This window comes from Acinetobacter calcoaceticus, from assembly GCF_016508255.1.
GTDB lineage: Bacteria > Pseudomonadota > Gammaproteobacteria > Pseudomonadales > Moraxellaceae > Acinetobacter > Acinetobacter calcoaceticus_E.
Genome location: NZ_JADVKT010000007.1, coordinates 1 through 22,496 on the forward strand (window position 1 = coordinate 1; position 22,496 = coordinate 22,496).

Below are 22,496 nucleotides of genomic sequence, written 5' to 3' on the forward strand. Positions count from 1 at the left end.
TATAGATTCAAAATCAGATTTGCATATTAACCATGTTGTATGAATATAATGATGAAGTTTCTTATTTTTAGGTGTTTACGTGAAAATTAACTCCTTCTCTTCAATACCTGAGGATAATGAAGAACTTTCTCTCCCTGAATTAGTCTATTGGGCTTCTTTGGGGGACCTAGATCAGGTAGAGCAATTGCTTTTAGAAGGGCAAGATCCCAATCAGGCAGATGATGAAGGCTATAGTGCTTTGCAAGCAGCTGCTGAAAATGATCATTTAGAGATAGTTAAACTCTTGGTAGCAAAAGGTGCTCAAGTCGCTTATAAAAGCGAATATACAGCACTACAGCTTGCAGAAATGGCTAGTAATATGGACGTAGTAAATTATTTAAAAAGCTTATAAAAAATAAAAGGCCTCTTATTTTAATGGTAGGAGGCCTTTTAAAAATTTAAGATAAATGATATTTCTGTAGTTTCTCAACAATTGATTGAAGTCCTTTTACTTCAAATTCATTAGCTTCGAATTTTTCATCTTTATTGCGTTTAAAGATATCTCGTATCTCTATTACAGCATTTGGATCAATGATACTTAAGCTTGAGGTGACTTGACGTATTTGGCTGATAGAGCGAGAACCATTTGTTGAACCATAGCCAATAAATGCAGCAGGTTTATCGCTCCATTCTTTACCCACATAGTCGAGAGCATTTTTTAACGCTGGACTATAACCATGGTTGTATTCTGGGCTAATAAAGATAAATGCATCAGCTTGAGCAATTTTATCTGCCCATTCTTGTTGCTTAGGTTGATCATAAATTCCGGTAGCGGGTGGGTGAGATCCTGAAAATAGAGGTAAATCCCATTCTTTTAAGTCGACTACTTCGGTTCGGAAATTATTTAGACCCAATGTTGGAATTGTGGATTCTAGCCAATTGGCAATTTTAATTGCTGTACGTCCTTCACGAACACTTCCGACGATAATATAGACCAGCATGTATTTGTCCTGAGATTTTTATATCTATAACTTAATTCATTATATGTGAGGGTGAGAACATAGAATTTGTAAGGATTCTTATTATTAGATAAATCTTACTTAGAACACTGAATAATAAAAAGCCCTCTAAAAGAGGGCTTTTTATTTACATGAGTTTAATGCCTTGTTGGCCTTCGGGAGTTACCTTAAATATTTCTACTTCAAAGGTAATGTTCTTCCCAGCTAAAGGGTGATTAAAATCAATTTCTGTAATGTCATCATTAACCGACTTCACTACACCAAATAAAGTTGTTTTTGCCTTATCTTCAAACTCAATCATATGACCAGGAATAGGGCGTTGTTCAAACTTAACAGTATCGAAAGTTTGAATATTTTCTGGATTCCACGGACCAAATGCATCTTCTGGTGGAAGATGCACTGTACGACGGTCCCCTGCACGTAAACCAAATAATGCTTTTTCAAACCCCGGTAAAAGGTTTCCATCACCAATGGTCAGGCTAACAGGTTCTTCACGATTACGTGTGTTATCGATTTCTACACCATTTTCAATGGCGACAGAAAAGTGTAGGTCGACTTTAGAGCCGTCTGTAATACGAATTTCTTCGTTAGGTTGAATAATTTCGGTCATATTATGCATCCGAATTTTGGTTGCGTTGCTTCTCAAGGAAGAATGTATCGATGAGTAGCAAGATGGTACCTAAGGTAATGGCACTGTCCGCAATATTAAAAGCTGGAAAGTGATGATTTTGGTAATAAACATGGATGAAATCGACGACATATCCTAAAGTAATGCGGTCAATTAAATTGCCTAGTGCTCCACCTAAAATTAAAGCGATAGCTACAGGTAGTACCACCATTTTTTTAGGCATACGAAGCAACCAAAATACAAAAAGGACTGAAACTAAGCCTGCTAAAGATGTGAAGAAATAGCGTTGCCATCCTCCTGCATCAGATAAAAAGCTAAAGGCTGCACCATAGTTATGTAAGAGTGTCCAGTTTAAAAATGGAAGCACAGGCACTGGATCTGCATAATTCAGATGTGTACTTGCAATCCATTTTGTCCATTGATCCAAGACAATGGCAAGGACAGAAAGTCCGAGCCAAAGTAGGTTGTGTGGATAAAACTGGAATAAGCCTTTTTTAGCTTGTGAATTAGGCATATTTTCTCACTTCGCCACGACCAGTGACGTTCACAATACAACGACCACATAAACCAGGATGATCGGCATGTGTATTTACATCTGGAAGGACATGCCAGCAACGTGCGCATTTTTCACCTTCAGCTGCAGATATTTGTACACGTAAGCCTTCCATTTCAGTTGCTTCACCTTGTTCAGCAAACGGATGTACTACTACTTCTGAAGTAATAAGAACAAAACGGAGTTCATCAGCCAGTTGGTTTAAAACTGTTTGTAATGATTCATTTGCCCAAAGTTCAACTTTGGCTGAAAGATTACTGCCGACAAGTTTAGCGTTACGAGCTGCTTCAATCTGTTTATTTACTGCAGATTTTACGCTAATCAATGTTTGCCAATCTTCCTCAGAAAGCAAGTTTGCTTTTGATGAAACAGGTAGGTCATACCATTCTGAAGTAAATACATACTTTTCAGTTTGTTCTGGAATCAATGGCCAAGCTTCTTGAGCGGTAAAGCTTAAGATCGGGCTCATCCAACGAATAAATGCTTGAACAATATGGTAAAGCGCTGTTTGTGCAGAACGGCGTGCCTGAGAATCAGCTTTAGTGGTGTACTGACGATCTTTGATGATGTCTAGGTAGAAACCACCTAAGTCATTAATACAAAAGCTTGTTAACGCACTACATACCACATGGAAGTTCATTTCTTCATAGGCAGTGATAATCGTTTGTTGTACTTCATTCGCACGCTGCAAGATGTATTGATCAAGAGCGATGAGATCATCTACTGCTAGAGCATCTGTGCTTGGTTTAAAACCATTTAAGTTAGCAAGCAAGAAGCGTAGGGTATTACGAATACGACGATAGCTATCACTTACACGGCTAAAGATTTCTTTTGATGCTGCAATTTCATAGCGATAGTCGCTAGAAGCTACATACAAACGTAAACCATCAGCACCAAGCTGTTTGATGATTTCTTCAAGCGGAATATAGTTGCCTAAAGATTTTGACAGCTTACGACCGTTTTCATCAACCGTAAAACCATGTGTTAGCAATGCTTTATATGGCGCACGATTATGAATTGCCATAGAGGTTAATAAAGAAGACTGGAACCAGCCACGGTGTTGGTCTGAACCTTCTAAATATAAGTCAGCAGGGCTTTCTAAATCTTCACGTTGTTCAAGTACAGCGTAATGTGTTGTGCCAGAGTCGAACCATACATCGAGGGTATCGCGAATAGCATTATATTGTTCAGCATCTTCACCGATAAAGTCTTTCGCTTCACGTTTAAACCATGCCTCAATACCTTCTTGTTCGATAAGTTTAGCAACTTCTTCGATTAATTCAGGTGTACGCGGGTGTAATTCATTCGTATCTTTATGAACGAAAAATGGAATTGGCACACCCCAAGTACGTTGACGTGAGATACACCAATCTGGGCGTCCCTCAATCATTGATTCGATACGATTTTTACCCCAGTTCGGGACAAATTCAATATCGTTTTCAATCGCATTAATGGCACCTTCACGTAAACCCTTTTGATCCATGCTAATAAACCATTGTGGTGTTGCACGGAAAATAATAGGAGTTTTATGACGCCAGCAGTGCGGATAGCTGTGTTTGATTGGTTGATGCGCCCATAAACGGCCCATAGCACCCAAAGCTTCGATAATTTTTGGATTGGCTTTATAGATGTGTTCACCAGCAAAGATTGGCGCAGTTGGTAAATAAACACCGTTACCACCCACTGGGTTATCTACGGTAAGGTTATATTGAAGACCAACTTTATAATCGTCTGCACCATGGCCAGGAGCTGTATGTACTGCCCCAGTACCGCTTGTTGCGATAACGTGTTCACCTAAAATCACTGGAACTTGACGCTCAGTGAGTAGTGGGTGTTGTAATGTGAGGTTTTCAAGCTTGCTACCAGTAAAGTCTGCTAAAACTACTGGATTTTCAAGTTTATAGCGCTCAATTGCTGAAGCCACTAAGTCTTTAGCAAGAATGAAGTTTTGCTTACCGCGCTCTGTAGTTACTTGTACCAATTGATATTCAATTTCGGCATGTAAAGCAACCGCTTGGTTAGCAGGCAATGTCCATGGTGTCGTTGTCCAGATCACAATATCAGTTGGATCTTGAACGTCTACATTTAGACGGGCACTTAAATCTTTTAGATCTACAACACCAAAACCAACGTCGATTGCATCAGATTTTTTATCTTCATATTCAACTTCAGCTTCAGCAAGTGCAGAACCACAGTCCATACACCAGTTCACTGGCTTTAATCCTGGTTGGATATGACCATTTTTCTGAATCAAACCTAAAGCACGAACGATATCGGCTTCTTGTTTGTAATTCATGGTGAGATAAGAATTATCCCAGTCACCTAAAATACCTAGACGTTTAAAGTCAGTACGCTGCAAATCAATTTGTTTTAGCGCATATTCACGGCAGAGTTTACGGAAAGTAGCCGCGTCAACTTTTTCGCCAACTTTACCAACTTTTTCTTCAACTTTTAACTCGATTGGTAACCCATGGCAGTCCCAGCCCGGCACATAAGGTGCATCGAAACCTGACAAAGTACGGCTTTTTACAATAACGTCTTTAAGTACTTTATTGACAGCATGGCCCAAGTGAATTGTACCGTTCGCATATGGAGGGCCATCATGCAAAATATATTTTTTCTTGCCAATACGCGATGCACGAATCTGCTGATAAATGTTGTCGGTATACCACTCTTCTAACCATTTCACTTCACGTACTGCCAAATTTGCTTTCATTGCAAATTGAGTATCCGGCAGGTTTAGCGTGGCTTTGTAGTCCACTGCATTCTCAGGAGTTTGCTTATCGCTCATGCAAGTTTTCATCCAGTTTAATCAGCTTGGGAGCCGACATGTTTTACAATCAAAATTCGAATTAAAAAGGAAATTGTGTCGTGTCGTTACGATATTGTCGTAACTGCTGCACGTCATTATCAATTCCTGCCTTAAGTGCTTCAAGCGAAGGGTAGTTCAATTCACCATGAAGATAGTGAAGAAAAGTCACCCGCATAAATAAGCCATACAGATTAGCAGAAACATCAGGGAAATGTACTTCTAATCTCCACTCTGGATGTTCTTGCTGAATGGCTGGACGGGTACCGACATGCCCTGCGCCATATAGGCTGTTTTCATGATATCCGGCAATTCCGGGTTTTTCAGGAGCATCCTGAAGCACTTTTTGAGTTAGCGACGTTGTTTCGCAAATGACTTCAACTCCATAAATACCATTTAAACAAGGTTTATGGCGGTTGAGACGAACGTTAATCGTTGGAAAATCCAGAGTTCGTCCAATCTGGTCACCATATTGGACGCGTCCGGTAATACTGTACGGACGGCCTAATAATTTAGCTGCTAAGGCAAGATTTCCTGCCTGAAGTACCTGACGAATACGAGTTGAACTGACGCGTTCGCCTTCAAGTTCAATCGTATGTAAATTTGTGACTTGAAAGCCGTAATTTTTTAAAAATTCGCTGTTGCCTTGACGGTCTTTGCCAAAATGAAAGTCATCACCGAGAACTAAAGCCTGCGCGTTTAATTTATCTTTTAATAAGTCTGCAAAGGCAGACGCGCTCATACTACGGAAATGCTGATCAAATTTAGCAACGGCAATGTAATCAACCCCAAGCTCGGCTAGATATTCGACTTTTTCTCGTAATGAATTAATACGAGGAGGAGCATCGTAGCCTTTAAAGAACTCAAGAGGTTGTGGCTCAAAAATCATGACCAATATTTTTAAGCCTTGTTCTGCAGCAATTTTTTTGAGTTGAGCAATCATCGCTTGGTGACCTAAATGGACACCATCAAAATTACCAATAGTTACCGCTGTTTGGGGTAACTGAAAATTGGGCGATAAAGCATTAAGACGAAGCAGTTTCATGAACTTAAAATATGGCTATTTTTGCAAGGGCTATATATTGCCATAATCTCACAGATTCGTCTTGTTGTTGTGTTTTTACTCAGTTATTTTTCAATATGAATATCTGTATATCTAAAATATTGATGAATTAAATAAAAATAAATCAATTTTTCTTATTATTGATTTAGCCTACTATAGCTCCATTCCCTCTTTGATTAGAGACTTAAGATGAAAAGACCCTTTTACCAATTAAATCAAAGTAAAGATGTTATACGACATTTTACCCCAAATTGGTTTACAGCGACTATGGGTACTGGTGTGGTAAGTATGATTTTAATTCAGCTTCCATTTGCACAATCATTTTTATTCATGCTGGCCACTTTATTATGGCAATTTAATATTGTCCTATTTAGTGTTTTTTCAGGTCTTTATTTATTGCGGTGGCTTCTTTTCCCTCATGAAGCGAAGCAAATATTTAATCATCCGAATATGAGCTTGTTCTTAGGTGCTATTCCAATGGGACTCGCAACTATAATCAATGGCTTTCTAAGCTTTGGTGTCGGATTGTATGGTGAAGTTGCGATACATATTGCTCAAGCCTTATGGTACTTCGATGTATTTTTAGCTTTAGTAATTGCTTGGATTGTACCATTTTGTATGTTTAGCCGTCAGAACCATCAGCTACACACGATGACAGCAATCTGGCTTTTACCTGTAGTTGCTTGTGAAGTAGCAGCAAGTTCTGCTGGGGTGCTAGTGGCACATTTACCAGCCGATTTGCATAGCTTTCACTTATTGCTAGTAGGCTACGTACTGTGGGGAATTTCTGTCTTACCCGCATTTGCCATTTTGACGATTTTAATGTTGCGTATGGCTTTGCATCAGTTACCTGAAAAAGAAGTCGCAATTTCTAGCTGGCTTTCTTTAGGTCCTATCGGGACAGGTGCTTTAGGATTATTGTTGCTAGGTGAGCAGGCGCAAAGAGTGGCTCCACATGTAGGATTTCATCAATTTGCGAATGTCTTTCAAGCTTTAGGAATTGTGGGGAGTCTAGTTCTTGTTGGTTTCGGCTTATGGTGGCTCGGTCTTGCGATTTTAACAACGCTTCGTCATGCAAAGACAGGTATTCCATTCAACTTGGGCTGGTGGGGCTTAACCTTTCCATTAGGCGTATTTATTCTGGCACTCTTTAATTTAGGGCATCAGGTTGAAATTGTATTTTTACAATACGTTGCAGTGGCATTGAGCCTTTTATTATTAGTGATGTGGAGTGTAGTAATGAAGAAAACGCTAGCAGGAGCTTATAGTGGGCAACTGTTCTTTTCTCCATGCTTAATCGCTTTACAACAAAAATTGCAGTAATAATGAAAAGGTGCAAAAAGCTTTTGCACCTGATTTATACTTATTTTCTAATTTTATTGATTTTGACTTGAGCTTTTTGAATGAACACTGATATTGCTTTAATTATGGCACTTCCTAATGAATCTAAAGGTTTATTTGAACAAGCAGGTATTGAAGTCCATTACAGTGGTATCGGTAAAGTTAATGCGGCTTTTAAAGCATTTGAAGTTATTCAGAAAACGGGTTGTAAAACTTTAATTAACTTAGGTACAGCGGGAAGCTCTGCATTTAATCGACATGATTTAGTCGAAGTTGAAACTTTTGTGCAACGTGATATGGATGTTTCACCTTTAGGATTTGAAGTTGGTGTAACGCCGTTAGATGATCATTTGGCCGCTGAGATTCATCTTCAACCGCATTTTTCAAATTTGCCAAAAGCAGTTTGTGGAACAGGTGATTCTTTTGAAACAGGGCAGCCAAAGGTAGCGTGTAATGTGGTTGATATGGAAGGCTATGCTTTAGCAAAAGTTTGCCACAAGTTAGGAGTACGCTTGATTTCGGTGAAATATATTACGGATGGAGCGGATGATACGGCTCATCTGGATTGGGAAGAAAATTTATTATTAGGTGCACAAAAACTCTTAGCACTTTATCAAAATCATTTCTAAAAAAAGATCGGCAAAATTGCCGATCTTTTTATTTTTAACGAGGTAATACGCCGTAGAGCATCAGATGAACTGTATGCTCAATTGAGCGTTGGAACATACTGCGGTTGCGAAGCGTTTTTCCGGTAACCATTTCCATTTGAGTAGCAAAATCTGCATAGTTTTGCGTAAGTCCCCAAATGTTTAAGATTAATAATTCCGGATCGATATCTGGTGAAATTTTTCCTTCCTCTTGCCAAGTCTGGATCACTTTAGCCTTACGTTTAAATAGTTTTTTTAATGGTCCTTTGAGAATAGGGAGTATATGCGGCGCACCCTGAATAATTTCTAAAGCAAATAATCTAGATGCTTTGGGTTGGCTACGTGAAAGTTCGATTTTTTGAATTAAGTAATGTGTTAGGGCTTCGGCTGGTTCTAACTCAGCTTCTAAAGTTTGTAAGGGAGCCAACCATTTTTGTAAAACAGTTGTGAGCACTTCTACGTATAAAGACTCTTTATTTTCGTAGTAATAGAAAATATTCGACTTATGCATGTCGGCGAGTTGGGCAATTTCATCCAGACTTGCGCCAGTAAACCCATATAGTGAAAACACATCAAGGGCGGCAGCAAGAAGCTGATTGCGCTTTTGGGTACTCTTCTTTTGTTCCATCTGCTGCATAATTAAAAAAATAATATTCCCATTGTAAGGGAAATTGTTTGATTTGTGCACAGGTGTCTTGCTTTTTTAATCAAAAAACGGCTAGTTATTTGCGTAATAGATATACTATTGTGCAAAAAATAGAGAGATTCACTAGTTTATTGTTATTCTTAAAAATATTTTTTAAATTTCGCCCTAAAAAAGAGCAATAAAACAGCAGCTTTATTGCTCGAAAAGTGGGCATTTTTATGAGCTATGATTATTTTTCCTATCATTGTTCTTAAGTGGCTAAAACAGCATCAAGAACTTGCTGCTCAAGCTGAGCAAAAGAAATACTCTTTTTACGGGGACGTGGCAAATTAACTTGAAAACTTTGAGCGATTTGGCCCTTATCTAATAAGATAATACGGTCAGCCAATTGAACAGCTTCACTCACATCATGTGTCACTAAAATGGCTGTAAAACCTTGTTCTTTCCATAAGCGTTCAATCAAGCTCTGCATCTCAAGTCGAGTTAGCGCGTCTAATGCTCCCAAAGGCTCATCAAGCAACAAAATACGTGGCGTATGCGAAAGTGCACGTGCTAAAGCGGTACGTTGACGTTGCCCACCAGAGAGTTGGGAAGGCCATTGACCAGCTTTTTCTTTTAAACCTACTTTTTCTAATAATTCTTCTGCCAAAGCATGTTGGGTTTTAGGTAGTCCGAGTTGAACATTTTGAAGAATATTTCTCCAAGGGAGCAAACGAGGATCTTGGAACATGACCCGAATATCATCATTGGTAATGCCTTCGCGCAAATGACGGGCAGATTTAAATTTGATTTCTCCAAAGCTGGCTTTTTCAAGTTGGGCAATTAAGCGTAATAAAGTACTTTTACCACACCCACTTCGGCCCACAATAGCCAAAAATTCACCTGGCTGAATATGTAAGTCAAGATCTTCAAGGACCTTTACCTCGCCATAGAATTTATAAAGTTGCTCAATAAGAATTTCTGCGCCAAAGACTGGTTCTGATGATTCTTGCGGGTTTTCTGGAATAAGCTGTACATCATTCTGATTAATATTTAAATTCAGATTTGTCATGTTTTAAGCTCCCTTATTTTTGATAGCCAGAGTGCCAACGTAGTAAATAGCGTTCTAAAATCTGTGCTAAAACATCTGCTAACTTACCTAATAGGGCATAAAGAAGAATACCGACTAGCACTACATCTGTTTGTAAAAATTCCCGTGCATTCATGGTCATATAGCCAATACCTGCCTGAGCAGAAATGGTTTCAGCAACAATGAGTAATACCCAAACCAAGCCTAAAGCAAAGCGTAAACCGACTAAAATTGATGGCATTGCACCGGGCAGAATGATTTCTTTATAAAGCTGCCAACGAGAAAGGCCATAGCTTTTACCCATTTCAATGAGCTGAGGGTCAACTGACCGAATACCGTGATAAGTGTTGATATAAATCGGAAAAAAAACACCTACAGCGACTAAAAATAATTTGGCAGTTTCATCAATCCCGAACCACAAAATTACGAGCGGAATAAGCGCAAGAGCTGGAATATTACGAATCATTTGTAAGGTCGTATCGAGCAGGGTAGATGCAAAACGTGAAGACCCATTCAGCAGACCTAATAGCAAACCTAAACCACCACCAACCAAAAGACCAATCAAAGCGCGACCAGCACTTACTTTAACGTGATGCCATAATTCTCCACTAAGGAGGAGATGCCAAAAAGCGGAAACCACAGCAGTCGGTGCAGGCAAAATACGGTTCTCTAAAAGACCCGAGCTTGAGGCAATTTGCCAAATAACCAATAGAACAATAGGGAAAATCCAAGGCAGCAAACGCTGCCCGATTTGCTTGGTTCCACGTGAAACAATGCTTTCAGCTTTGCTCATGCAGGCTCCTTGACGGAACTATTTTGCTTCTTCTCGTCTGGAACATAGTTGTTGGCAATAATTTCACCAAATGGCCCAGTCAGGTTTGGCTGAGCAAGTTTAGCGCGAGTTTCGATTGGTAATAACGGGAATACTAATTCTGCAAAACGGATTGATTCTTCAAGATGCGGATAGCCTGAGAAAATAAAAGTATCGATACCTAAGTCAGCATATTCCTGAATACGGGCAGCAACGGTTTCTGGGTCACCTACAAGCGCCGTTCCAGCTCCACCACGGACTAAGCCAATGCCGGCCCAAAGGTTTGGAGATACTTCAAGCTTGTCTCGGTTGCCGCCGTGTAGAGCCGCCATACGTTGTTGGCCTACAGAGTCCATTTGTGCAAATTTTTTCTGTGCAGCAGCGATAGTTGCATCATCAAGATATTGGATAAGCTCATTGGCAGCTGCCCAAGCTTGTTCATTGGTTTCGCGAACAATCACATGCAAACGAATGCCATAAGTTAATTTACGGCCTTTTGCCTCAGCTTTAGCACGAACATGTTCGACCTTCTGTTTGACTGCCGCTGGAGGCTCACCCCAAGTGAGGTAAGTATCGACTTGTTCTGCTGCAAGGTCGACAGCAACATCTGAAGAACCACCAAACCATAGCGGTGGATAAGGCTTTTGCACAGGTGGGTAGAGCAGTTTAGCGTCATCTACTTGTAAACGTTCACCGTGGAAGGTAAATGCTTCACCGGTATGTGAGCGTGTCAAAATTTCACGCCAGATTTTTACATATTCATTGGCTGTTTGATAACGTGTTGAGTGATCTTCATATAAACCATCACCGCGTAGTTCAGCTTCATCACCACCAGTGACTAAGTTGAGTAACACACGACCATTCGACAAGCGGTCAAATGTTGCGGCCATACGTGCTGCTAAAGCTGGTGTAGTTACGCCTGGGCGTAAGGCAACTAAAAACTTAAGGTGTTGAGTTGCGTCAATGAGGCTGGCCGCTGTAATCCATGGATCTTCACATGAACGACCAGTTGGAATAAGTACGCCTTCATAACCCAAATTATCTACCGCCACAGCAATTTGCTTCATATAGGCATGGTCAACCTGACGAGCGCCTTTACTTGTACCTAAATAGCGACTATCACCGTGGGTAGGAATAAACCAGAAAATTTTCATGTGCATTACCTATATGTATGTTGAAATTACTTGGCAACCCAAACAGCTTGTTTGATGCTGATTGGTTTTGGAATGATGCCTTGTTGAGTAAAGATGTCAGCGAGCTGCTGTTGCTCGGCAATAACTTTGCTGTTGAGCGGAGCTGCCGATGATGGGCGTGGACGGCGTTTAATAAATAGGTCACTGGTGGCAGGTTTGAGTCCTGTACTTTGACCAATGGCAGTTGCCGTTTCTGCTTGATGGCTTTGAACCCATTTGTCGGCTTGATTAATTTGTTTGATGAGTCCTGAGACAGCTTTAGGATATTGCTTAACAAAATTTGGAGCGGCTAAGTAAAAGGTATAATTCGGGCTTAAGCCTTTACCTGATGCAAGAATGCGAGCCTGATCTTCTAATTGTGCTGAAGCGAAGTAAGGATCCCAAATTGCCCATGCATCAACAGCTCCTTTTTGAAATGCAGCACGAGCATCGGCAGGTGTAAGCCAGATTGGAGTAATATCGCTCCATTTTAGGCCTGCTTTACGCACTGCTTGTACGAGTAAATAGTGGGAGCTAGAACCTTTTTGCAGTGCAATACGCTTGCCTTTCAGGTCTTTAAGTTGAGTTAACTGTGAGTTTTTAGGAACTAAAATTGCCGATGCCAATGGCTTAGCTGCTTCATAGGCAATGTAATATAAAGGCTTGCCAGCTGCTTGAGCATAGACCGGAGGGGTGTCCCCAGTAACGCCTACATCAAGTGAACCGACAGCCAAAGCTTCTAAAATTTGAGGGCCCGCAGGGAACTCATTCCAAGTGATTTTGGCATTTGGAAATTCTTGTTCAAATAATTTTTGCTGTTTGGCAATTGCAAAGTTAATCGAGCTTTTTTGAAAACCGATACGAAGTTCTTTTACAGTAGGGTCAATTGCCCAAGCGGGTGCGGCAATTGTTAAACCTAATACAGCGACTGCGCTAAAGCGCTTAACTAATTGAGTCCATTGACCCTTATTAAATAATGACTGGTGTTGCATATTCATATCCTTGTTCCCCTTGAGGTCAGGCACAGCATTTATATGATTATTGAAGCTGTGCCCAAGCTGGGTTTATTTCAGTTTTAAAATGGCATCTTGAATGGTGAGTTTGTTTGGAATGAGCTTTTGCGCATAAAAGGCATCAGCAACATATTGTTGTTCTTGTGCCACCTTGTCAGAGATTGGCTGAACTCCAAAACCCATACGTGAAATGGAAGTTTTAAGTACATCAAACTCAAGTGCTGTAGGTTTTTCGAGTAGCTTTGCAGCTTCATCTTGATGCGAACTGACCCATTCAGTTGTCTGGTTAAGTGTTTGGACAACGGTGTTTAAAACTTTTGGATTCTTTTCTGCAAATTTACGGTCAGCTAGATAGAACTGATGATTGCTTACTAAATTTTCACCTGTTGCTAAAACTCGAGCTTGAATTTGATGCTCAGCTGCTGCAAAGAACGGATCCCAAATAACCCATGCATCTACAGCACCTTTTTCAAAGGCAGCACGTGCGTCGGATGGCGGTAAATAAACAGGTTGAATATCACTTAATGTTAAGTGGTTCGCTTCTAGAACTTTTAATAATAGATAATGAACATTCGAACCTTTATTAAGAGCAACACGTTTGCCTTTTAAATCTTTAATAGACTGAATTGGAGAGTCTTTTTGTACCAATAATGCTTCGGCTTTTGGCGCAGCAGGTTGGTTTGCGACATAGACTAAATTTGGATTGGCGGCTTGAGCAAAAATAGGTGGTGCTTCACCTGCTTCACCGAGTGAAACGCTCCCTACATTTAAGCCTTCAAGTAATTGAGGACCAGCAGGAAATTCCACCCATTTCACTTGCACGCCTTGATCTTTTAATGCTTTTTCTAAGTCACCACGTGCTTTTAAAATAGGAAGGATGCCATATTTTTGATAGCCGATATTTAAAGTTGTGGTGGTTTTTTCCTCTTTTTTGGCACAACCTCCTAGCATCATCACTCCCGCAAGGCTGGCTGCAACAACTGTATATTTTGCCCATGAGGTTGATTTAAAAAGTGCCATGAGATTTTATGCTCCCCGAAAGAGAAAAAGAAAAATAATTGGATGAGCAGATACCCTAAAGGGATTTTTATTTCATAAAAAATAAGTATTCGGTCTTTATTTATGCAAAAAAAAGCTAAAAACATTAGGCTATAAACTTATGCAAAAAAATGATTTGTTAAATAGAAGAATATTTATTGATTTATCGTTAAGTTTTTGTAAATAAAATAAAAAATATTAAAATGCTAAAAAATGAAGATTTAAAAAAAGTACAACCATAAAATAATAGAGCTTATGGTCATACTTTTTTAGCTAAGCTTAGCTGAAATAAGAATATCTTAAAAACAGCAAAAGCTAAGGAAGCAATTTCTTAAAGACCAAAGAGTTTCTTTGGTAGTTATATAGTTCCTGACGGGCATTAGGTAAATCATCAACACTGACTTGATGGAAACCATGTTCTAAAAACCAATGTGCGGTACGCGTTGTTAAAACAAATAATTGACGAATACCTTGTTGCTTGGCCTTTTCTTCAAGGAACTGCAAAATCTGGCTACCACGGTTTGATTTACGATAGCTCGGATGTACTGCAACACAGGCAATTTCTGCTGAACGTGTTTCTTTAAATTCGGTTGGAATTGGATAAAGGGCAGCACAGGCCAAAATCATACCGTCGCGTTCAATGACCGCAAATTGGCTGATTTCTTGCTCTAGACGTTCACGTGAACGATAAACCAAGATGCCTTCTTCTTCTAAAGGGCGTAATAAATTCATTAAGCCACCCACATCTTTAATATGGGCTGTGCGGACTTCTTCATAATGCGCATCGGTAATCATCGTTCCTATGCCATCTCGAGTAAATAACTCTTCGAGAAGGGCACCATCATAGGCATAAGAAATTAGATGGACACGGTGTACACCGGATAAGGACGCTTTTTTTGCTTCTTGTAAATGTAGAGTTAAGGTTGGGCTGCTGGTTTGATATTGTTGAATATAGTAGTCCAGTTGATGAGGGCTTAATTCACGCAATAACTGTCCTTCTTCGTTAAGCAAACCTTGTTGCTCACCTAAAAAGATTAATTTATCTGCTTTCATATACGTCGCGGTTTTGGTCGCAACTTCTTCAGCTCTTAAATTAAATACTTCGCCTGTGGTCGAGTAACCAGTCGGGCCAAGTAAAACAATATTGTCGTTATCAAGATGGCGTTGAATCGCATCGGTGTCTATTGAACGGACTTCACCAGTAAGCTGAAAGTCCATTCCATCACGAATACCATAGGGTTTAGCTGTTACGAAATTACCTGATACAACATCTATTCGAGCGCCGTACATTGGAGAGTTAGCTAATCCCATAGATAACAATGCTTCAATTTCTAAACGAATAGAGCCCACCGCACTCATCACACAGCTTAATGACTCACGTGTTGTAATACGACTGTTGTCATAAAAAGGGGTTTCAATTCCTTTATCTTTAAGGTTTTGATTAATTTGTGGGCGTGCGCCGTGTACTAAAATTAAACGGATACCAAGCGAATGCAATAAAGCAATATCATGAATGATATGTTCGAAATTAGGATCGCGCACGGCTTCACCGCCAAACATTAAAACAAAAGTTTTATCGCGATGGGCATTGATATAGGGTGCTGAATGTCGGAACCAATGTACATAATGTTGGGTGTTATTATGTGATTTCTCTAAAGACTTAGTTGGCATACCGATCTCGAATCAACAGCAAAAAGATATAAAGATGATTCTAAACAAAAAAGCTTAAAGCCGCATGTTTTAGATAAAAAAACACCCAAATCTAAGTTTGGGTGTTTAAATTTTTTGAAATTAGTGAACCACTCTAATGATTTTATGGCTTTGTTCATTTACAAGCACATAATTTCCGTTCACTTTATACCATTTTTGAAAACGCCCTGGCTTGTTCAATTTGTCATGTGAACGGTAGTCAATTGCATAACGTGAGTGTTGATATTCACGGGGTACAACTTGACCTTCTCGCCAGATATTCGCATGGTCATCTTTGTGAATTACTTTAACAGGTCTGCCTTCATGATTTTGGTAGTTACCATGACGGTCATGATCATTTGGAGCAGCCATTGCGGTTGTTGCGATTAATCCACTCATTGAAAGAACAATCGCTGTTGTTAGTTTTTTCATTGTAAACCTCGAATGATCAATTTAATTTCGATAATTGAAGATTAGTGAACAATTAAAGATAAATCGTGAAGACTAAGAACAATAAATGTGAAAAATTTCTATGAAATAAGAAGAAAACTAGAATATAAATTTTCAATAATATATTGATATATAATAAAAAAGGATAAAACCATGAGGTTTTATCCTTTTTGCTCAGCGATAACGAGGGTCTATCGCTTTAAAAACCGCGGATGCTAACAATACTATTGGAATCAGTGTCGACTAAAATATAGTCATTGTTGATTTTATACCATTGTTGGTTACGGCCAGGTCTTGGCAAGTCATTATCTTTATAATCGACTTTATAGCCATTACCACGATAGTGCTGAGGCATGACATAGCCAGGCTGCCATCTGTGCTGTTTTAGGCGTTCAAAGCCACGTTCTTCTCGCATACGGCGTTCATCACGGATACTGTCTTCATCATGATCACGTCCAAATCCGGGCCCACGGTCATTCCAGTCACCCCTAGATCCACCTTTAGGACCTTTCTGGCCATGGCCACGTTCAAAAGGAGGGTCAGCAAAACTCGCCATACTTGTGGTGAGTACGGTTATACATAGGGCTAAGATGGTGAACAACTTTTTCATGATGCATCCTCGTTTACATCTGATGTCTCTCATGTTGAATACTGTACGCGCAAAATGCAGAGAAACTGTGAAGATCATTTAATGATTCAATTAAAATTACGGATAGATCCGGAGTTTTTTATCAATAATAAAAAGGGCTTGGATATATCTTTTCAGGTATAGGCAAGCCCGATGTGATGATCGGCTGTGATTTTATTTAGCTTTTCATCATCAACTTTTTAATCCTGCGCATCAATACTTTGACCATTGAGTGACAAGCTATCTTCCCCCATTAAATAGAGATAAGCAGGTAAGATTGACTCTGGTGTTGGTAATGTTTTTGGATCTTCTTCTGGATAGGCTTTGGCACGCATCGCGGTACGTGTTGCGCCTGGATTAATGCAGTTAAAGCGGATGTTAGGATAGGTATGCTCCGCCGCAAAAATTTTACTAACTGCTTCAATTGCAACTTTGGAGACTGAGTATGCTCCCCATAAGGCGCGTGCTTCACGACCTACACCTGAACTGGTAAATACAACAGAGGCATTATCTGATTTTTGCAAAAGGGGTAAGAGAGCTTGCGTTAAGGCAAAAGGCGCACGCAAGTTAACTGACATCACATCATCCCAAGTTTCAGCTGGATAATGAGCTAGCTCCACTCGTTCACCTAAAATACCTGCATTATGCAAAATGCCATCAAGGCGCCCAAATTGCTTTTCCAGCGTATTGACTAAGAAATCATAATCACGGTCAGAAGCACTCGAAAGTTGTAATGGTAAAATCGCTGGTTGCGGTGCACCCAGACTTTCAATTTCATCATAAATAACTTCAAGTTTATTTAAGGTTCTACCATGCAGTACAACGGTTGCACCATGTAGGGCATAACTCAGAGCTGCAGCTCGCCCAATTCCATCACCAGCACCAGTGATTAAAATAATTCGATCTTTGAGTAGATCCGGACGAGGTTGGTATTCTGAATATTTCATTGGTAAACCTCCTTCTTTTTATATTGATAAAACAATTAGCGTTAAAAAAGCCTATAAAACTCTAGTGTTAACTTATCATACGCTGATTCTTCTGTAGAGCAGGAAGCTTTTGACGTAACATATCGTGTAATTCTGTCACCGTATTTACAATCGAATCGGCTTGCCATGCAGCTAAATCATCGCGGTGTTCAATCGGCAGGTAACCGTATGCAGCCAAAATAGTATACATATTGGCATTGCGACCAGCATCAATATCACGTGGGTGGTCACCCACATAAATAATTTCATTTGCCGGAATATTTAGCTGTTTAGCAGCCAGATACATCGGTTCAGGATCAGGTTTCGTTTTACTGACATCTTCAGGGCAAACTAAAACTGCACAGCGTTCGGTCAGATTTAACTTTTCTAAAAGCGACTCACTTAAACCGCGGGGCTTATTGGTCACAATACCCCATGGAATCTGCTCGGCTTCTAACTCTTCTAGAAGTTGATACATCCCTTCAAATAAGTCTGTATCAACCACAATATTATTGCCGTAAATATCTAGAAAGTTTTGTCGATGCGCCAAGAAAATTGGATTGGCAACATCCATCTCTGGATAGACCAATTTGACCATCGCACGAGCGCCTTCAGAAACCTGAGTACGAATCAGATCTGCTTCAACAACGGGACGTCTTGCATCAAGACACATTTGTTGAATAATACGAATGAAGTCAGCAGCCGTATCAATAAGAGTGCCATCTAAATCAAATAAAACAGCTTTCATCATGCACCTGTATTTATGGTGTGAACCATATAATTAACATCGACATTTGGCGCTAACCAGTAATGCTTGGTAATTGGGTTATAGTGCAGCCCAGTCATTTCTTTCAAAGTGAGGCCTGCATTGCGAATATCATGAGCCATTTCAGAAGGGCGAATAAATTTATGATAATCGTGAGTGCCTTTTGGCAACATACGTAGTACGTATTCTGCACCAATAATGGCAAATAAATATGACTTTGGATTACGGTTAATGGTCGAAAAGAACACGTGGCCGCCCGGTTTAACCAAAGCCTGACATGCTTTTACAATAGAAGCAGGATCTGGAACATGTTCCATCATTTCCATGCAAGTCACCACATCATATTGGCCTGCTTGTTCTTGTGCTAATTCTTCTACAGGAATTTGGCGATATTCAATATTTTGAACATTCTCTTGTTGAGCATGCAAGCGACCTACAGCTAGAGGGGCTTCACCCATATCAATGCCCAGTACATCTGCTCCACGACGAGCCATACTCTCGGCCAAAATACCGCCACCACAGCCAACATCAAGTACTTTTTTATCAGCAAGACCGTCTACACGTTCATCAATCCAGTTTAAACGTAGTGGATTAATTTGATGAAGTGGGCGAAATTCAGAATGTTGATCCCACCATTTGGCAGCAAGTGCTTCAAACTTTGCGATTTCTTGTAAGTCAACATTCAATTGCGACATGGTGCTACCTCTAAACTTGAGTTATCTTTTTGGATATAGTTCGCCGTTAGTGTAGCGATTATTGGGAAAAAAGCGATAAACCCAATAAAAAACTTCACAGAAGCAAAACGAATTTAGCATATTTGTTTTATATTTAGGGCATAAGCTAATGCATAACAACTTAGAGGAAAAGCTGTAACAATGAAAAAATTGGTTTTGGGTGTTTTGAGTGCAGCAATTATGGCCGTATCGGGTAGTGTAATGGCAGCAGATTTTGTTGCTGGTAAAGACTACACCGTGATTGCCAATCCAAGCAAAGTGGAAGTTCCGGGGAAAATCGAAGTTCGAGAGTTCTTTTGGTATGGATGTCCACACTGTTTTAAACTTGAACCACATATGCAAGCGTGGTTAAAACAGGCTCCGAGTGATATACGTTTCGTCCGTACACCGGCTGCTATGAACAAAGTATGGGAACAAGGGGCACGTACTTATTATACATCTGAGGCATTAGGTGTACGTAAGCGTACTCATTTACCATTATTCCATGCAATTCAGGTCAATGGTCAGCAAATTTTTGATCAGGCTTCTGCGGCTAAGTTCTTTACTCGTTATGGCGTGCCTGAACAGAAATTTAATAGTACTTACAACTCATTTGCTGTGACTGCAAAAGTTGCTGAGTCAAATAAACTTGCTCAACAGTACCAATTAACAGGTGTTCCTGCGGTTGTCGTTAATGGTAAATATATCGTGCAGGGTGAAGATGGTAAAGTTACTCAAGTTCTTAATTATTTAATTGAGAAAGAACGTAAAGCAAAATAAGTTGTTTAGGCTTTACTTCAAAAATGGGCTTCGTACGAAGCCCATTTTTATATTTAATTTATCGTTAATTATCACGAAATATTTCAATTAATTTTGCGAGTTTTCATCTTCAATTTGAAAATTTAAAACATCAAAATTAACAGTTTGAGTGGGCAGCGATAATGCCTGATTAATATATAAATTAATTAATTTTTGGCGAGAACCAATAGATCGCTGATAATACGTAGAATTTAAAAGCAGTGATGCGCCGTAAGTCAGTGACCAGATATAAGACAAATAATCACGAATCGACATGTCATAATTTAATGATTTTAAATAATTTTCTGTAATATCTTTAATCGCTAAAATACGCTGTTGGCGGATTTCATAAAGCTCTTCAAAAAGATGCTTCAACTTAGACTCTGTCATTGTCAGATTTTCTTCAAGTTGATGCAATAAAATGGTTTTTCCTGGCGTAAGCAAATGGTGAAGCATGTAATGAGGGGCATATTCTTTGAAATCTGTATTATATTTTTTAGAAATTTCTAAAATTTGCTTTTCATTTTGAATAATGAGCTCAAGTAGAAGCTCATTTTTGCTTCTAAAATGCTTATAAAGTGTACCTTTAGCAATATCTAGCTCGGCCACTAACTCATCTAGAGTAATTTCCTGATTGTTTTCTAGTAACAATTTCTCTGCCACGCTTAGAATTTTTTCTTTGCGCATCAAAAACTGTGTATGACGATCAAGATTCATAGGTATTCCCACACCAGTTTGGCCTAACTAATAGTTTACTTCCTGTAAAAAGAAAAAGACTTTTCTCGAAATTTTTAGCCTTTTTCTTTCTCTCTTTACGTATTACCACATAACCTATTTTTTGTCATTTGCCGCTTCTATCGTTCCCAGTTTGCAATCCCTCTAAAGAGTAAGCGAACTTGTGTAGAGGCATTTTCAATAAAGGCGATTTGTTGCTGTTTGAGCTGCTCATCTTGATATTGTTTAGATAGATTGAGCCACGTCATTGCCCATGTAAATGACATATTAGTCAAAATAGTCGATAAGACATTTAAGTCTTGAGGGTGTTGAATATGCTTAAAATTTTCGAGTTTAGTGAGATCAGTTGTTAAATCTTCAATCAGAAATTCGATCTCTCTGGCAATGGCTGCACGAACTGTTTCTGAACCACCCCAACGCTCGGAAATCATAAATTGCCACTGCTTTGGGCTATGATTTACCGCCTGAACAAATAGCTCAATGCTGGTCTGAGTTTTGGTCGATTTATGTTGTAAATAACTTTGACCCAGTTGATGCAAAACACTTTTTAAATGTAATGCAACTTGGTCAACTAGTTCCTTACCGAGTTCATCCATGTCTTGAAAATGACGATAGAACGCTGTTGGTACTAAACCAACTTCACGTGCAACTTCACGCAAACTGATACTACTGAACGAACGCCCAGACGTGCTCAGATGCAAGGCTGCATCTAGAAGTGCCTGACGACTTTGCTGTTTTCGTTCATCCCGTATCGACATTAAAAGAGCCTATTTAAACCGTGAGCCAGAGTCTAACAAAAAAGAGCAAATTTTCATAAAAAAAATAGTGAACAAGTGTTGACTGAGTGAACAGTTATAAATATAGTGTACATATGTTCACTATACGAACATGTGTTCACTCAAATAAATAGCCAGATACAAAAGAGGAACGTATGAACGCAACACTTAGTTATCAGCCACATTTGGTTCGAGAAGATTTCGTTGATTTTGTTTTGCAGAAAATTAACGTGACTTGGGCATGGAAACGCGTACTTGCAGAAGTTACCGCGGTTCAGTCTCTTCATACCGATATGGTGCTTATCAAGCTTAAACCGAATCGTAATTTTAAATTTGATCAGGTACGTGCTGGGCAAAGTATTTTATTAACGCTACTTATAGATGGAGTGTACCAACAGCGTAGTTATTCAATTATTGAAGTAACTCCTCAAGGTGAAATCTCTTTAGGAATTAAAGTACAAGGTCTGGTGTCTAGTGCCGCTCAACGATTACATGTTGGGGAGAGTATTGAGATTTCGCAGCCACAAGGTGATTTTACTTTGCACCAAGGCCAGCAAGCTGCGATTTTGATTGCGTCAGGTAGTGGTATTACTGCAATTTATTCACTTTTGCAGCAAGCGTTGAAACAGCAGCTTGAACAGATTCATGTCATTTACTTTAATCGTGCTGAAATTTTCCATGCTGAATTAAAAGCTTTGGCAGAAAAGCATCCAGAGCTTCAATATCATTTCTTTAATACTACCGAACAAAAGCAGCATTTAGATGCGAAATTGTTGGCGAAACTTGTCCCGAACTTTAAAGACCTACAAATGTATGCATGTGGTCATCACGGCATGATGCGTCAGGCACAGGATATTTATAAGCAACATGATGTGTTGGAAAACTTCCATCAAGAGTTTTTCATGCCTGTTCAAATTGAACAGTCTAAAGAAGCACAACCAATCATATTCCGTCGTTCGCAACAAAACTTTATTGCCACGACAACGTTATTAAGCAGTGCAGAGCAAGCTGGCTTACGTCCACAGCATGGGTGTCGTATGGGTGTATGCAACCAATGTACGTGTACCAAGGTCAGTGGTGTCACCCAGAACATATTAACAGGTGAAATTGACGATCAACCAAATCGCGCAATTAAGTTATGCGTGAACCAAGCCCTTAGCCCAGTCACTATTGATCTATAAAAACAAA

General features: G+C 39.5%; 24 protein-coding genes. 5 read left to right on the forward strand and 19 right to left on the reverse strand.

All coding sequences use genetic code 11. From position 1 onward, the window contains the following. Positions 1-79 precede the first annotated feature (79 nt). Positions 80-391 (forward strand): ankyrin repeat domain-containing protein, encoded by a 312-nt coding sequence (locus I5515_RS13555; RefSeq protein WP_199967743.1) that lies wholly within the window; start codon positions 80-82, stop codon positions 389-391. Positions 392-437: 46 nt separating this feature from the next. Here I5515_RS13555 and I5515_RS13560 read toward each other — a convergent pair whose 3' ends face one another. From I5515_RS13560 to ribF, 5 genes are all read right to left on the reverse strand, one after another. Next, entirely contained in the window at positions 438-980 is a 543-nt protein-coding gene (locus I5515_RS13560; RefSeq protein WP_199967745.1) for an NADPH-dependent FMN reductase, read from the reverse strand. A 145-nt stretch (positions 981-1,125) separates the two neighbouring features. Then, positions 1,126-1,608, reverse strand: a complete 483-nt coding sequence (locus tag I5515_RS13565) for an FKBP-type peptidyl-prolyl cis-trans isomerase (protein ID WP_133976061.1) — start codon at positions 1,606-1,608, stop codon at positions 1,126-1,128. A 1-nt stretch (position 1,609) separates the two neighbouring features. After that, complete coding sequence (lspA, locus tag I5515_RS13570; RefSeq protein WP_199967747.1) at positions 1,610-2,140, reverse strand: signal peptidase II; 531 nt, start codon at positions 2,138-2,140, stop codon at positions 1,610-1,612. Further along, positions 2,133-4,970 carry an isoleucine--tRNA ligase gene (ileS, locus tag I5515_RS13575; protein WP_199967752.1) on the reverse strand — a complete coding sequence of 946 codons (2,838 nt, stop codon included), beginning with the start codon at positions 4,968-4,970 and terminating at the stop codon, positions 2,133-2,135. The genes lspA and ileS overlap by 8 nt, the downstream gene beginning before the upstream one ends. Before the next feature lie 61 nt (positions 4,971-5,031). Then, complete coding sequence (gene ribF, locus I5515_RS13580; RefSeq protein WP_199967753.1) at positions 5,032-6,033, reverse strand: bifunctional riboflavin kinase/FAD synthetase; 1,002 nt, start codon at positions 6,031-6,033, stop codon at positions 5,032-5,034. A gap of 207 nt (positions 6,034-6,240) precedes the next feature. On the opposite strand from ribF, the gene I5515_RS13585 reads away from it, so the two are divergent. Both I5515_RS13585 and I5515_RS13590 read left to right on the forward strand, forming a co-directional pair. After that, positions 6,241-7,374: a TDT family transporter gene (locus I5515_RS13585; RefSeq protein WP_199967755.1), complete on the forward strand. Its 1,134-nt coding sequence runs from the start codon at positions 6,241-6,243 to the stop codon at positions 7,372-7,374. Positions 7,375-7,454: 80 nt separating this feature from the next. Then, positions 7,455-8,021 (forward strand): 5'-nucleosidase, encoded by a 567-nt coding sequence (locus I5515_RS13590; RefSeq protein ID WP_199967757.1) that lies wholly within the window; start codon positions 7,455-7,457, stop codon positions 8,019-8,021. A 34-nt stretch (positions 8,022-8,055) separates the two neighbouring features. Here I5515_RS13590 and I5515_RS13595 read toward each other — a convergent pair whose 3' ends face one another. From I5515_RS13595 to ubiG, 12 genes are all read right to left on the reverse strand, one after another. After that, complete coding sequence (locus I5515_RS13595) at positions 8,056-8,676, reverse strand: TetR family transcriptional regulator C-terminal domain-containing protein (protein WP_199968035.1); 621 nt, start codon at positions 8,674-8,676, stop codon at positions 8,056-8,058. Positions 8,677-8,935: 259 nt separating this feature from the next. Next, positions 8,936-9,736 carry an ABC transporter ATP-binding protein gene (locus I5515_RS13600; protein WP_199967767.1) on the reverse strand — a complete coding sequence of 267 codons (801 nt, stop codon included), beginning with the start codon at positions 9,734-9,736 and terminating at the stop codon, positions 8,936-8,938. A 13-nt stretch (positions 9,737-9,749) separates the two neighbouring features. Beyond that, positions 9,750-10,547: an aliphatic sulfonate ABC transporter permease SsuC gene (gene ssuC, locus I5515_RS13605; RefSeq protein WP_199967769.1), complete on the reverse strand. Its 798-nt coding sequence runs from the start codon at positions 10,545-10,547 to the stop codon at positions 9,750-9,752. After that, positions 10,544-11,719, reverse strand: a complete 1,176-nt coding sequence (gene ssuD / locus I5515_RS13610; RefSeq protein WP_199967771.1) for an FMNH2-dependent alkanesulfonate monooxygenase — start codon at positions 11,717-11,719, stop codon at positions 10,544-10,546. The genes ssuC and ssuD overlap by 4 nt, the downstream gene beginning before the upstream one ends. A gap of 26 nt (positions 11,720-11,745) precedes the next feature. Continuing rightward, on the reverse strand, positions 11,746-12,729 hold the full coding sequence (locus I5515_RS13615; protein WP_199968036.1) for a sulfonate ABC transporter substrate-binding protein: 984 nt from the start codon (positions 12,727-12,729) through the stop codon (positions 11,746-11,748). A 72-nt stretch (positions 12,730-12,801) separates the two neighbouring features. Further along, complete coding sequence (locus I5515_RS13620; protein WP_199967773.1) at positions 12,802-13,770, reverse strand: sulfonate ABC transporter substrate-binding protein; 969 nt, start codon at positions 13,768-13,770, stop codon at positions 12,802-12,804. A 333-nt stretch (positions 13,771-14,103) separates the two neighbouring features. Next, the gene (gene argA / locus I5515_RS13625; protein WP_199967775.1) at positions 14,104-15,459 is read right to left on the reverse strand and encodes an amino-acid N-acetyltransferase; all 1,356 of its coding nucleotides are present in this window, start codon (positions 15,457-15,459) and stop codon (positions 14,104-14,106) included. 120 nt (positions 15,460-15,579) lie between these two features. Beyond that, positions 15,580-15,909 (reverse strand): RcnB family protein, encoded by a 330-nt coding sequence (locus I5515_RS13630; RefSeq protein WP_199967778.1) that lies wholly within the window; start codon positions 15,907-15,909, stop codon positions 15,580-15,582. A 217-nt stretch (positions 15,910-16,126) separates the two neighbouring features. Next, positions 16,127-16,537, reverse strand: coding sequence for an RcnB family protein (locus I5515_RS13635; RefSeq protein WP_199967786.1), 411 nt, complete (start codon positions 16,535-16,537; stop codon positions 16,127-16,129). Positions 16,538-16,755: 218 nt separating this feature from the next. Next, positions 16,756-17,502 (reverse strand): YciK family oxidoreductase, encoded by a 747-nt coding sequence (locus I5515_RS13640; RefSeq protein WP_199967787.1) that lies wholly within the window; start codon positions 17,500-17,502, stop codon positions 16,756-16,758. A gap of 67 nt (positions 17,503-17,569) precedes the next feature. Continuing rightward, entirely contained in the window at positions 17,570-18,271 is a 702-nt protein-coding gene (locus tag I5515_RS13645; RefSeq protein WP_199967788.1) for an HAD family hydrolase, read from the reverse strand. After that, positions 18,268-18,981: a bifunctional 2-polyprenyl-6-hydroxyphenol methylase/3-demethylubiquinol 3-O-methyltransferase UbiG gene (gene ubiG / locus I5515_RS13650; RefSeq protein ID WP_199967789.1), complete on the reverse strand. Its 714-nt coding sequence runs from the start codon at positions 18,979-18,981 to the stop codon at positions 18,268-18,270. The genes I5515_RS13645 and ubiG overlap by 4 nt, the downstream gene beginning before the upstream one ends. Positions 18,982-19,161: 180 nt before the next feature. Between ubiG and I5515_RS13655 the strand changes: the two genes are divergently transcribed. Then, the gene (locus I5515_RS13655; protein WP_199967790.1) at positions 19,162-19,779 is read left to right on the forward strand and encodes a thiol:disulfide interchange protein DsbA/DsbL; all 618 of its coding nucleotides are present in this window, start codon (positions 19,162-19,164) and stop codon (positions 19,777-19,779) included. 87 nt (positions 19,780-19,866) lie between these two features. Here I5515_RS13655 and I5515_RS13660 read toward each other — a convergent pair whose 3' ends face one another. Beyond that, on the reverse strand, positions 19,867-20,514 hold the full coding sequence (locus I5515_RS13660) for a TetR/AcrR family transcriptional regulator (protein WP_199967791.1): 648 nt from the start codon (positions 20,512-20,514) through the stop codon (positions 19,867-19,869). A gap of 137 nt (positions 20,515-20,651) precedes the next feature. Further along, positions 20,652-21,290 carry a TetR family transcriptional regulator gene (locus I5515_RS13665; RefSeq protein WP_199967792.1) on the reverse strand — a complete coding sequence of 213 codons (639 nt, stop codon included), beginning with the start codon at positions 21,288-21,290 and terminating at the stop codon, positions 20,652-20,654. 173 nt (positions 21,291-21,463) lie between these two features. On the opposite strand from I5515_RS13665, the gene I5515_RS13670 reads away from it, so the two are divergent. Continuing rightward, positions 21,464-22,489 carry a ferredoxin reductase gene (locus I5515_RS13670; RefSeq protein ID WP_199967793.1) on the forward strand — a complete coding sequence of 342 codons (1,026 nt, stop codon included), beginning with the start codon at positions 21,464-21,466 and terminating at the stop codon, positions 22,487-22,489. Positions 22,490-22,496 lie beyond the last annotated feature (7 nt).